The organism is Methylobacterium sp. WL12 (assembly GCF_008039475.1).
GTDB lineage: Bacteria > Pseudomonadota > Alphaproteobacteria > Rhizobiales > Beijerinckiaceae > Methylobacterium > Methylobacterium cerastii.
This window is the reverse complement of record NZ_VRUW01000118.1, coordinates 1-11,447: the sequence shown is the minus strand read 5'-3', so window position 1 is coordinate 11,447 and position 11,447 is coordinate 1. Positions and strand designations below refer to the sequence as shown.

Sequence of the window (11,447 nt, the reverse complement as noted above, 5' to 3'; positions counted from 1 at the left end):
CGCCCGGCGGCATGCCGGCCCAGGGTCCCGACGCGGCCTGGGTGAGCGCGGCGACATCGAGCCGGTCCCTCCGCAGGACGATCGTGCCGTCCGGCTCCTTCGGCCAGGCCGAACTCGGGCGGTCGGCGTAGACCTCGATGCCGTTGCCCTCCGGGTCGTCGAGGTAGACGGCTTCGCTGACGACATGGTCGGACGCCCCCGACAGGCGGACGCCGCGCTCCCTCGCATGCGCGAGCCACGCGCCGAGGTGCCCCCGGCTCGGCAGCAGGAAGGCCGTGTGGTAGAGGCCGGCCTCCCCGGGGCTCCAGGGGCGGGCCGCCGCGTCGCGCCGGAGTTCGAGCAGCACCGTCGCGCCGACGCCGAGGCGCACGACGTCGGCCTCCTGCGAGACGGTCGTCAGGCCGACGACCTCGCGGTAGAAGCCGGCGAGGACGTCGAGGTCGCGGACGACCAGGGCGACGCTTCCGATGCAATAGGGCGCCGTGTCGAGCAGCGAGCCGGTCCCCTCGGCGGGTGGCCGCGTCGGGCCGACGATGTTTGCCATGTCCGTATCCTTTCAGCGCCGGATTCCGCTGCGGTCTCGGCGAGAGGACGCGTCGCGGTGCGCCGGCCCTCGGTCGTCGCAGGCGTCCCGCGGGGGCCGTGGTTCAGGGGCCCGGCTTGGTCGCGGCGACGAGGTCCACATCGACGCCGACCTCCAGCGCGACCCATTGGCCCGAGGCCCACGCGCCCTGGCCGACGCCGAACTCGGTGCGAACGAGGCCGACATGGCCGGTGGCGTGCGCCTGCCGGTCGTCGAGCGTCAGGTGGAAGGGCAGCGTCAGCGGCCGGCTCTTGTCCCGGATCGTCAGCGTGCCGACCGCCTCGTAGTCGCCGTGGCCCTTGTCGACGAACCGGGTCGCCTCGAAGCGGGCCTGGGTCGCGCTCTTCACGTCGAACCAGTCCTTCTGCGGCAGGGCCGCGTCGCGCTGGACGTCGCCGGTCCGCGCGCTGGCGAGGTCGACCAGCACCACCGCATGTCCGGCCTCCGGCTGGGCGGGGTCGAAAGCGATCTTGGCGTCGAAGCGCTCGAAGCGGCCGGTGAACGGGGCGCCGACCTGCACGCCCGCGAACGTGATGGTGCTCTTGGCGGGATCGACGGCCCACTCGGCGGCGACAGCCGGAACCGTGCCGCCCAGCAGGGCTGCGACGAGGAGGAGGTGACGCAGGGTCATCGGGGCGATCCCAGGGTTTCGGACGGGGCCGGCGGCGTGCGGGCCGGCAGCATGCGGCGCAGGACGTCGTCGCGCAGGACGAGGTGGTGACGCAGCGCCGCCGCCACATGCAGGACTAGGAGCGCCGTCAGCAGCCACGCCCCGTAGGCGTGCACCTGCTTCAGGGCGCCTTCCGCCGCGGCCTGGTCCGGGACCAGCGCCTCCAGCGGCAGGTGCGGCCACGGCACGAGGCCGTACAGCACGGTCGGGATGTTGAACGGGGAGAGCGAGACCACGGCCCAGCCGGTCAGGGGCAGCCCGACCAGCAGGAGGTAGAGCAGGCCGTGGGCGGCCGAGGCCGCGCGACGCTCCCGCGGCGGCATGGCGGCCGGGTGCGCCGGCGGCCGGTGCGACAGGCGCCAGAGGACGCGCAGCACCGTCAGCGCCAGCACCGTGACGCCGACCGACTTGTGCCATTGATAGAGCTGGAACTGGCGCATCGGCGCCAGCGCCGCATGGGTCATGGTCAGGCCCAGGCCGATCAGGACGAGCACGCAGAGGGCGCTCGTCCAGTGCAGAAGGATGGCCACGAGCGTGTAGCGTCGCGCCGTCTCGACGGGGGCCATGGCCATCCTCCTGTGAACCGGTCAGTCCTGACGCTCGAAGGCGCCGGCGATGGTCAGGTGGAGCTCGTCGCCGATCAGCGGCACGTAGGTCTTCACGCCGAACTCGGAGCGCTTGAGCGTCCCCGTCGCCTCGAAGCCGACCGTGTATTTCTTGCTGAGCGGGTTGGCGCCGGCGCCGACCAAGGTCACGTCGAGGGTCACCGGCTTGGTCACGCCGTGGAGCGTCAGGTCGCCCGTCACCTTCGCGTGGTCCTTGCCGGCCGGCGCGACCTTGGTGGAGACGAAGGTCATGTCGGGGTACTTGCCGGCGTCGAGCCACTGGTCGCCCTTGAGCTCGCCGGTGAGCTTGGCGCTGGTCGTCGTCACCGAGGCGACCGGGACCTTGATCGAGAGCTTCGAGGCGGCCGGGTTCTTCGGGTCGAGCGTGAGGCTGCCGGAGACGTCCGAGAAGCCGCCGGCGTAGTTCGAGAAGCCCATGTGCGACACCCGCCAGCCGACCTGGGTGTGGCCGGGATCGACCGCGTAGGTGCCGGACTGGATCTGGGCGGGGTCGCGGGTCGCCTGGGCCAGGGCCGGCGTGCCCGCGAGCAGGGCGAGGGCGAGGCCGGAGGCGAGACCGGAGCCGAGGAAGGACTTCAAGGGACTTCTCCTTGGTGTGGACGGGGGCTCGCCACCACGACGGCCGGGCCGAGCGCCCCCGCGACTGACCCTGCACCTAGCCCCGTTGGCGGCCGGGGTTGAGCCTGCTATCCGGCACTACATGGTTGCGAGAACGGAAACCTTCGGCGGTCGCCTCGACGACCTGCGCGCCTTCTGCGCGGTCATCGACCTCGGCACGGTGACGGCGGCGGCGGCCAGCCGGAGCGAGACCAAGGGAAGCGTCAGCCGGCGCATCTCGCGGCTGGAGGCGGCGCTCGGCGCCACCCTGATGGCCCGGCACCCTCGCGCCGTGACGCCGACGGCCGAGGGCGTCGCGTTCTACGCCAAGGCGCAGGAGAGCCTTGCGCTCCTCGACGACGCGGCCGAGACCGCGCGCGACGCCCGCACCGTCCCGGCCGGACACCTGCGCGTGACGACCGCAGTCGACTTCGGCATCGAGCTCATGCCGGGAATCCTCACCAGTTTTCGCAGGGCCTACCCGCAGATCACCATCGACCTGATCAACACCGACGCGCGCCTCGACCTCGCAGCCAACCGGATCGACCTCGCCCTGCGCTTCGGCGACGCGGAGGAGAGCGGATACCGGGCCGCGCTGATCGTCAACCTCTGGATCGGGCTCTACGCGTCCCCGGACTACCTCGCACGGCATCCAGCGCCGGCGGACCTCGCGGCGCTCGCGGAGCACGACCTGATCCTGTCCCGGGAGCGGCCGGGCGCGACGGGCTTCCTGCTCAACGACGGGAACGGCCGGATCGAGCAGGTCTTGCTCGACCCCGCCATCCGGGCGAGCGACTTCGCCGCGGTCTTCCGGCTGACGCAGGAGGGGGCGGGCATCGGCCACCTGCCGAGCGCCGTGGCGGCGCGCGCCCTCGAGAGCGGAACGCTCGTGCGGGTGCTCGCGCCCTGGGCGACCGCGGGGGGCGCGTTGCGCGCGGTGAGCCTCGCGGGGCGGGAGTTGCCGGCACGGGTGCGGGTCTTCCGCGAACACGTCCGCGCCGAGATGATGAAGCGGTTCTCGGTCGAGTCCGATCAGAGCTGACGCCGGGACGGTCCTGAGAGCCTGTCTGCGGTCCTCGGCGGCCGGCGCCCTGCCGCCGCCGCATGCCGGCATCGCCCGCCCGATCACGGGCGTGACCGCCATGATGGGCCGCCTGGCCTAGGGCGACGTCGGCCTGACGGTGCCCGGTGCGGGCCGCCGAGACGAAGTCGGCGCGATGGCCGCGGAAGAGCTCGGCGCCTCCGTCCAGGAGATCGGCCGACAGGTGCAGGGCTCGGCGAGCTTGGCGCAGGCGGCCATGGGCGAGGCCGACGAGACGGCGCAGCTCGTCCAGGCCCTGACCCGGGCCGCGGCCAAGATCGACGACGGGGTCGGGCCGATCTCCGGCATCGCCGGGCAGACCAACCTCCCGGCGCTGAACGCCACGATCGAGGCGGCGCGGGCCGGGGAAGCCGGCCGCGGCTTCGCCGTGGTGGCCGCCGAGGTCAAGGAGCTGGCGAGCCAGACGGCGCGGGCGACCCACGAGATCGCCGGGCAGATCGCGCAGATCCAGTCGGCCACGGGTCACGGCGATCGACGGGATCGCGGTGCGCATCCGCGACATGAGCGCCATGGCGACCACGATCGCCGCGGCGGTCGAGGAGCAGGGCGCGGCGACCCAGGAGATCGTGCGCAACGTCACCCAGGCCTCGGTGGGGACGAGCGAGGTCACGAGCACCATCGCCGGCGTGGCGGGCGCCGCCGAGGAGAAGGGGGCCGCGGCGTCCCAGGTGTTCGCGTCGGCCTCCGCGCTGTCGCGCCAGTCCGACCACCTCGGCGCGGAGGTGACCCGCTTCCTCGCGACGGTGCGCGCGGCATGAGTTGCGGGCCGCCGCGCCTGCCGCTTTGTCAGCTTATGCGCGCCGGTACGCGGTGGGATATCGCGTGATGACCGCGGTCGGTCGGCGCGGTGATGCGGGCTCGCGGCGACCGCGGTCTTGTCGCGGACGATGATGCTGCGCAGAGCGCCAAGCTGGTGCCGGTGGAGAGGATCGAACTCCCGAATACTATCCACTTGCAAGCTAAAACAACGACTTAAGGACGACTTGCTTGACCGTTTGTATGAGAGTCTGATGTATCCGTCAATGGGACATAATCGACCATTTTCTCAGGTCTCACTATCATTGTTCCGCGCCCTTCCCAATCACCGCGAATCGGGCGTTTCATAGAGCTCCGAAAACCCCCGGGCGAATGTTGGGCGAACTATAATAACGCGTTTTCCAGTCAACCAGATGTGTCATATCGGCAAGTCGGTTCCAAACTAAGTTAATATTGACAGGACTTACATCATGAGAGATATTAGGATTGTTGGTTGCGGCGAACGTTGCCAACTGAAACGTCCTTACACAATCCAAGAATCCCAATCCATGTGTGTGGCATAATGCTTCACGCAATCGCGGTTGGCTGAAATCAAGGAGCTTGTGTCTAAAATGAGCATCAGACAACACTATGACTTATGTATTCCATGATCACTTTAGCGAGGATTGTACGCCGGCGGGTGCCGAACAGGGGCCGGTAGAGCGACGTTTCCGCTTTGATTCGCGTCGAGCCGGAGGTGGCAAGACAACCGCCATTATCGAACAGACATCGAAAATGGCACTGAACGGCCAGAAGTGCCTTATCGTTCAACCCACTACCGACTTGATCGACGAGACCTTCGATAGCATCAGCCGTGAACATCCTCAGGTAAGCGTACTCCGATTCCATTCGAGGGATGGTAGCGACCATAGGGTAATGCTTCGACTGATTGCCTACTTGAATAACGCAGACCTTGGTGGCGTTATCGTACTAATCACGCATTCAACCTTTCTCAAAATCCCGTTCTTTTACCGCCCGGAACGCTGGAATGTGTATATTGACGAAAACCTAAATGCGTTCGACTACTTTGGGGAAACCCTCCCAAACTATCATAGTATCATCACCGATCACATTAAGGTGGTGGACCGTTCTGGGAAATACGGGTGCGTTGAACCTATCAACATTGGGCGATTGAAGGAGATTGCCACGAACGTCGGGAAAGACGAGGTTTTCAAGCAAGTCCAAAGTCTAGCCGGCCGACTGATATCTCCCTACTATGATAGTTATGTGGTAAACAAGACGCATGATGAGTTGATCAAGCGTCGTAGCCAGACCGGTAAGCTGTGCGTGTATTCTGTGCTTTCGCCGCGGATCATGGACGGGTTCGCGAGTGTTACGATAGCTGCCGCGAGATTTGAGGAGACATTTCAGTATCATTGGTGGGAGCGGGAAGGCGTTAGGTGGGGCCGCATCAAGTCTCAGGAAGGCAACATTCCAGACCTGAAACATCCTCACAATGATACGATCGATATCTACTACGGTTATGATCGGAAATATTCGAAGAAAACACGTAACGCTCTTGGATGCCCTAAGACAAATCCCCTTATCGTCGCTACCGAGAAACTGATGGGCTCAAAGGAGTTCGTTCGAGTCGAGAACAATGATGTGAAGCTGATGAGTCTCCTTAATCAGGTTGCTGGAAGTCATTTGATCAAAGGCGTGTCTCACGGACTTAACATGTTCCGTCATATTCACCATGCTGTGGTCATCACCGCGAACAATCCAACATCTGACGCCGGGAACTTTCTTGATGAGTTCTGTAGGTTCGGTCTAAATGATCAGTTCCGTGCCTTCACCAATCACGCGATATATCAATCAATATGCCGTACTTCTATCCGCGATGATGAAAGTCATGAAGCAAAAACATGGGTTGTTGCATCGAAAGAGACCGCTGACTGGTTGAGTGATCTGTTTCCTGGTTCCCGTGTTCATTCGCTCGGACTAACCCAACCAGTGATGAAGGCGGTTGGTAGGCCACGGAAACATGCGAATGATAAGGAACGAAGAAAGAAATCAGCAGCCCGTATCAAGAATGATCATGCGCGGAGCGCGGGCTTCGGCCTTGACCTGAAAGAGAACATTCTTGACGAAGTAACCTTTCATGACAAGACGGACGAAACCACTATAAAGACTATAAGCCATTTCGTCCAAAGATTCCGTGCATCTGAGTTCATCAACTATTATGGTACCGAACCAAGAGCGATTTGTTGCACGGATAATCAGTTCGTTCCTTATCTCAGGAACCACCACAAGAACGAATATGGGAACAAAAACGAAATCCCATGTGTCAGCGGTGCCATGTTTTCCGTCAGTAAGTCCGATACAACAAACAGAGGAAATGACAATGTTGAGTTTGTGAGAGGTATGTGGCTTGATGTCGAGAACGGAACGATGAGGCATGAAGACTTTGCTGACGAGTTCCCGCAGCTTCACGTTGTCGCCTATAACACCTTCTCACATACGGCGATGAAACCTCGGTATCGGCTCTATATTCCAACCAATCGGCCTATGCACGATCAGGAATATCGCGCAATCTACTCAGAGATTGTCTGCATCCTTGAATCGAAAGCGTATTGTCGAGGTTCAATAGAGGCGGTGAGAACGAGCGGGCTTGGCAATCAACCTCATCATGGTATCGATCACCGACCAAATCCATGTGCGCTATTCGCTCTTCCCTGTCAGGCCAAGAACGTAAAGGACAGCTTCTTCGTAGAACACAAGGCTGATGATCGGGAAGCCATCGACGTTGATGCTTGGCTGTCGAACCTTATCTGTGACTATGATAGTATGGACTTCGATGCCACTATATACTCAGAACTTGGTTCGGACGACACTTCGATTGGTAGTGATCAACTTAGTGGTGTCGAGCGAGCTATGACTGAGTGGTATCGGATCGGTGTCTTTCCTGGTGAGGGGCATGATGGGCTTCTGTCGTTGTATCATTCCCTTACCAAGCTGCGGTTGCCAGTGGGAATGGTCACAGAGAAGCTACATGAGGCTGCTCTGTCATCAAACAGTCCGATTGATAGGCGGAAGCAAGCTGACCGACTCATTACGACTCTGAAACGGTGGGCGAACAAGTAAAGTCTGAAACATATTAAACTAACGAGCATCGCCACGTTTCCAGAACACGTGGCGATGCGGGGTACATAACATAAAACTAGTCTTGTTTGGCATTTCTACGGGTGATCATAATCCGACATTTTTCGTGGTGCCGGGTAAATTGACTTCACTTCGCGTCACCAACACCGTTCAGCAAGAAGGATTGGAAGCGTTTTTCGACGAGGGTAGATAAATGATAGTTTCCCGCCCAATCGTTAGGGAAGGTCAAGTTTCCACCTGATCTCATCTCCGCAATAATCTCGTCTCGGATACGTTGACGGTCAGAGGCATACCTTTGGCAATGTTCATCATAAAGCTCACTCGCGGCCTTGCTTGCTGCGAGCTTGCAACCTTTACTGACCTCTTCTTCGATGTTCAGCGGTGGCAGATGAGCTTCCCGACGAAAGGCATCACGAGCGAGCACCGTCCTACGGATTTCGGCATCATTCTCGATCATCGTAGGCTTCCCTCGAAAAGGTCGTTCCCCAGGGCCTCGATGTAGACATTCCAGACAAGTGTTTTCCGCCACCGTTCTGGGATGCCCGACCAACCGTAGATGGCCCCTGCAATCGATCCGGTAACGGCTCCTACGCTGTCGCTGTCGTCACCGAGGTTCACGGCCCGCAGAACGGTTTCCTCGAAGCTGCCGGCTGAGGCCGCTACCGCCCAGATCGAAGCTTCAAGCGTATCGACCACATACCCGCTGGATCGGATATCGTCGCGGTGCTTGCCTCGCCATGAACCGTCCGCGATCCTTTGAACCTTCTCAGTGTATGGGCCTTGGTGTGCGTTCAGGACCTCACTGAGGGGCTTTCCCTGAATCGCCCGCGCAAGGATCACCGCAAGGGCCTCGGACCCGTCACAGGGCTCGGCAGCGGGATGTGTGGTAGCGGACTGCCGACGTGCCGCATCCCGAAGCTTCTCCGGATCATTCCAGTAGCGGATGGCCACCGGGGCAAGGCGCATGATCGAACCGTTTCCTCCGTTGCGAGGGTCTGCGGACGCAGCATGGATATCGCCCGTCTCGCGGTATGCACGGAGGCTTGAAACCGTTGCGTTTCCGATATCGAAACAGGTGCCGGTGCAGGAGTTCTCACCGTCCTCGAACCAGCGGCAGAACCGTTCGAGAAGATCGCGTTCATCGATCCCGTCGCAGGCAATCAGACTGTCCGCGAGGCAGAGGGCCATGGAGGTATCATCCGTCCACTGCCCGGCCTTGAGGTTGAACGGACCGCCGCCGACCATGTCCGTCATCGGAGGATAGGTGTCGCGTCTGGAAAACTCGATCGTCGTCCCTGTTGCGTCACCGATCGCGAGGCCAACCAGTGCACCAAGAGCACGGTCGCGTATGGCATCGATCGTCGTGGCCGGGCTCCGTTCGGGTATTTTCCGTCGCCGTAAAATGTGCTGTTCCTGGGCCTCGGTCTCGATCGCGCCTGGACGAGCCTCACGAACGATCCTGATGGCTTCGGCAGGATCGGCACCTAGCTCGGTTAGAAGTCTCGCCGCGATGGTGCCGGAACGTCCCAAACCGCCTTTACAGAACACCGTAATGGAGAAGCCGTTGCGCAGGACGGAGCGTAGGCCCTCACCGACCGTCACCCACGATGCTTCGAACGCTTCTATAGGGGTCGAAACGTCCGGGATCGGCAGGTGAATCCACGTCAGGCCAAGCCGCCGGCATTCCTCACCGATTGCCTCGACCTGCAACGTTTCGATCTCGGGAGTCTCAATGAGGGAGACAACCGTGCTCGCTCCCCACTCTGATATCGCTTCCAAGTCGGTTCGGAGGTCGCGCGCCCATGATCCGGTTGCAGCGTCGGCCTGAACCTTCCCCGGACAGAACGTTATACCGATATTCCCGAGACCCTTACCGGCAAATATCGCGTCGATTCGAATAGGATGCGTTATACTAGTGCGGCCCTTGTTTCTGCTATGCGATCCGAAAACTGCAAACGCCGGGTTAAATCCATCTTTGTCCATTTTTGTTGTCTCCGGTCATGATTATACCACAGACAACGAGGTGGAGATAGATTGACGCAACTAGTCGCTACAGTGTGCAGAAGTTAGGATTGGCTTTAACTCATCTAAGAATATATCAATGTATCCCATGCCCACCCAGTTTATCAGTCAGGATTTCTGAATCATCAGGCAATGTTGCGGCGATTTGGCGACCCAACTCAAATAACAGGTTCTCGAATAGCGGACGAAGTCGATCCCAATCGTCAGAGCCAACGCCGCCGGACATTTCCCAGGCGTCCACAATCCGGTCGGCCATACGCTCCAAAGGCGGCCCTCCCCCGTCCGCAGCGAGAAATGCTGCCGATCCAGGGCCAGTATCGTGAACGCGCGTATCGGTCATGTCGATTACGACGCCACTCCCGCGAACTCGACCGTTTGCGTCCTGAACGAACTGACCTCTAGCCAGTATCCAACGAACCTCTCCTGCCGGAGTCACAACGCGGTGCTCCCAAGCGAAAGCGCCTCCATCTTCTCGGACGCGGCGTCGGTGGGCGGTGTCTGCGTCACGATCATCCGGATGAAACATAGACAGCATTTGAGATAGCGTAATGCCATCGGCCATTTCTTCCGGCGGCAGACCGAATAGGTGAGCCATGACGGCATCGCCTCGGATAAGATTCGCCTCAACATCATCCTCCCAACGGCCGATCGCGACAGGGGCGAAGAGCATTGAGGGGACTTGAACGGCCTCAGTTTGAAACCTTTTTGGCATATGCCCTTTTGATCCATCGCCAGCGGGCGCCCCACAGCATTATTTTCTATCCCCCGCGTCCAATCCATCCTACCTATCAAAAGGCTCGGGGCAATGGCGAAGTTACGATGGGCCAACGCGATGATGATGATGGCCGGATATTCCGGTCAAGATTACCGAAGAAAGCCGTAGGGGCGGAGGAACGCGCGCGGACACTTTTAACGTTGCAGCGGATTGCTTCGACAATCGGGGTGCCGGTAGTAGATTTCTTCAAGCCTACCCTCGACCAAGATAAGGACAGCGCCGAGCCCGAGGAGGAAAATCAAGGGTGATGAGTGCGGCGCTTACAGATCGGCCCTGTGGTGTTAATATAAGAATAGTTGTTGAAGCGAAATAACTCACGATTTAAGAATCTGATATTTGTTCGGTAATATGCGTTACTTGGTGATTAAAATCTTATAGACGGTTCCGGCCCTTTTGGGGAGCATTTGAACGTTCTTCGGAACCTGGGAAAGTCCGCCTTCGGGCGATTGACTTACTTCCGCTTCCGACCCTTCGCAGACCTCCCAAGAGAAGTTCGAAAGGCTGGCGTGAGTTGGCATATTCGCCTTCCAACGGCGGCACCTCGGCCATAGTCGAGTGTGATCTACGATCCGGCCTCGTGGCGGGCAAGTTCTTGACCGATCTGAAACAACAGAAGGCGCATGAGAGACCGCATTTCGGGCGTGCCGTGTTGCTCGATAATCTCGTGCGCTTTGAGGTAAAGATTGATCGGCCCCCACGAGGTGGTCCAAGGGTAAAGTTAGTGCACGGTGGGCCGCTCCGCCACGGGTAGCTTGGCCGGCGGAGCTGGTCTGGCAAGCGCAGCCGGCCAGGCGGAGAAGGCTGGCATGAACACCTCCGGGGCCGGCGGTCGGTATCCCAGAGAGGCATGCGGGCGCACGCCGTTGTAGTGACGTCGCCAGCTTTCGATCACGACCTGCGCTTCTCTGAGTGTGTAGAAGATCTCGCCGTTCAGAAGTTCGTCGCGAAGCCGTGCGTTGAAGTTTTCGACGTAGCCATTCTCCCACGGTGAGCCTGGCGTGATGTAGGCCGTCTTTGCTCCGACGCCGGTGATCCAAGCTTGTACGATCTTCGCAACGAACTCCGGGCCGTTATCCGAACGGATATGGCCAGGTACGCCACGCACGATGAACAGATCCGAGAGCACGTCGATGACGTCGATCGCCTTTAATTTGCGGGCGACCCGGATCGCTAAG

11 protein-coding genes and 1 pseudogene are annotated in these 11,447 nt (G+C 60.8%); 4 read left to right on the top strand and 8 right to left on the bottom strand.

Annotation, left to right across the window (positions count from 1 at the left end; translation table 11 throughout):
* The 4 genes from FV226_RS25255 to FV226_RS25240 form a co-directional block, all read right to left on the bottom strand.
* On the bottom strand, nt 1–544 hold a 544-nt coding region (locus FV226_RS25255; protein WP_187278851.1), incomplete at its 3' end, for a VOC family protein.
* Nucleotides 545–647: 103 nt separating this feature from the next.
* On the bottom strand, nt 648–1,214 hold the full coding sequence (locus FV226_RS25250) for a YceI family protein (RefSeq protein WP_147765083.1): 567 nt from the start codon (nt 1,212–1,214) through the stop codon (nt 648–650).
* Complete coding sequence (locus FV226_RS25245) at nt 1,211–1,819, bottom strand: cytochrome b (protein WP_147765082.1); 609 nt, start codon at nt 1,817–1,819, stop codon at nt 1,211–1,213. The genes FV226_RS25250 and FV226_RS25245 overlap by 4 nt, the downstream gene beginning before the upstream one ends.
* Nucleotides 1,820–1,840: 21 nt before the next feature.
* Nucleotides 1,841–2,458 carry a YceI family protein gene (locus FV226_RS25240; RefSeq protein ID WP_147765081.1) on the bottom strand — a complete coding sequence of 206 codons (618 nt, stop codon included), beginning with the start codon at nt 2,456–2,458 and terminating at the stop codon, nt 1,841–1,843.
* 121 nt (nt 2,459–2,579) lie between these two features.
* Between FV226_RS25240 and FV226_RS25235 the strand changes: the two genes are divergently transcribed.
* From FV226_RS25235 to FV226_RS25225, 3 genes and pseudogenes are all read left to right on the top strand, one after another.
* A complete protein-coding gene (locus tag FV226_RS25235) occupies nt 2,580–3,518 on the top strand; it encodes a LysR family transcriptional regulator (protein ID WP_147765080.1) in 939 nt (312 codons plus the stop codon).
* A 172-nt stretch (nt 3,519–3,690) separates the two neighbouring features.
* Nucleotides 3,691–4,336 (top strand): annotated as a pseudogene (locus tag FV226_RS29025) (methyl-accepting chemotaxis protein); the annotation flags it as partial.
* 628 nt (nt 4,337–4,964) lie between these two features.
* Nucleotides 4,965–7,457: a hypothetical protein gene (locus FV226_RS25225; RefSeq protein WP_147765078.1), complete on the top strand. Its 2,493-nt coding sequence runs from the start codon at nt 4,965–4,967 to the stop codon at nt 7,455–7,457.
* A gap of 145 nt (nt 7,458–7,602) precedes the next feature.
* Here the strand turns inward: FV226_RS25225 and FV226_RS25220 are convergent, their stop codons facing one another.
* The 3 genes from FV226_RS25220 to FV226_RS25210 all read right to left on the bottom strand — a co-directional run bounded on the left by FV226_RS25220 (nt 7,603) and on the right by FV226_RS25210 (nt 10,092).
* Nucleotides 7,603–7,932 (bottom strand): hypothetical protein, encoded by a 330-nt coding sequence (locus tag FV226_RS25220; RefSeq protein ID WP_147765077.1) that lies wholly within the window; start codon nt 7,930–7,932, stop codon nt 7,603–7,605.
* A complete protein-coding gene (locus FV226_RS25215) occupies nt 7,929–9,458 on the bottom strand; it encodes an ADP-ribosylglycohydrolase family protein (RefSeq protein ID WP_147765076.1) in 1,530 nt (509 codons plus the stop codon). Before FV226_RS25215 ends, FV226_RS25220 begins: the two co-directional genes overlap by 4 nt.
* A gap of 115 nt (nt 9,459–9,573) precedes the next feature.
* Nucleotides 9,574–10,092 (bottom strand): PAS domain-containing protein, encoded by a 519-nt coding sequence (locus tag FV226_RS25210; RefSeq protein WP_246691731.1) that lies wholly within the window; start codon nt 10,090–10,092, stop codon nt 9,574–9,576.
* A 224-nt stretch (nt 10,093–10,316) separates the two neighbouring features.
* On the opposite strand from FV226_RS25210, the gene FV226_RS25205 reads away from it, so the two are divergent.
* Complete coding sequence (locus FV226_RS25205) at nt 10,317–10,520, top strand: hypothetical protein (protein ID WP_147752119.1); 204 nt, start codon at nt 10,317–10,319, stop codon at nt 10,518–10,520.
* Between the two features lie 470 nt (nt 10,521–10,990).
* On the opposite strand, the gene FV226_RS25200 is transcribed toward FV226_RS25205, so the two are convergent.
* Nucleotides 10,991–11,447: integrase core domain-containing protein (locus FV226_RS25200; protein WP_147765075.1), on the bottom strand; the 457-nt coding region annotated here is incomplete at its 5' end.

Coding starts and splice junctions, on each gene's coding strand:
- FV226_RS25250 (WP_147765083.1), bottom strand. CDS start 1,214: ATGACCCTGCGTCACCTCCTCCTCGTCGCAGCCCTGCTGGGCGGCACG.
- FV226_RS25245 (WP_147765082.1), bottom strand. CDS start 1,819: ATGGCCCCCGTCGAGACGGCGCGACGCTACACGCTCGTGGCCATCCTT.
- FV226_RS25235 (WP_147765080.1), top strand. CDS start 2,580: ATGGTTGCGAGAACGGAAACCTTCGGCGGTCGCCTCGACGACCTGCGC.
- FV226_RS25225 (WP_147765078.1), top strand. CDS start 4,965: ATGACTTATGTATTCCATGATCACTTTAGCGAGGATTGTACGCCGGCG.
- FV226_RS25220 (WP_147765077.1), bottom strand. CDS start 7,932: ATGATCGAGAATGATGCCGAAATCCGTAGGACGGTGCTCGCTCGTGAT.
- FV226_RS25215 (WP_147765076.1), bottom strand. CDS start 9,458: ATGGACAAAGATGGATTTAACCCGGCGTTTGCAGTTTTCGGATCGCAT.
- FV226_RS25210 (WP_246691731.1), bottom strand. CDS start 10,092: ATGGCTCACCTATTCGGTCTGCCGCCGGAAGAAATGGCCGATGGCATT.
- FV226_RS25205 (WP_147752119.1), top strand. CDS start 10,317: ATGGGCCAACGCGATGATGATGATGGCCGGATATTCCGGTCAAGATTA.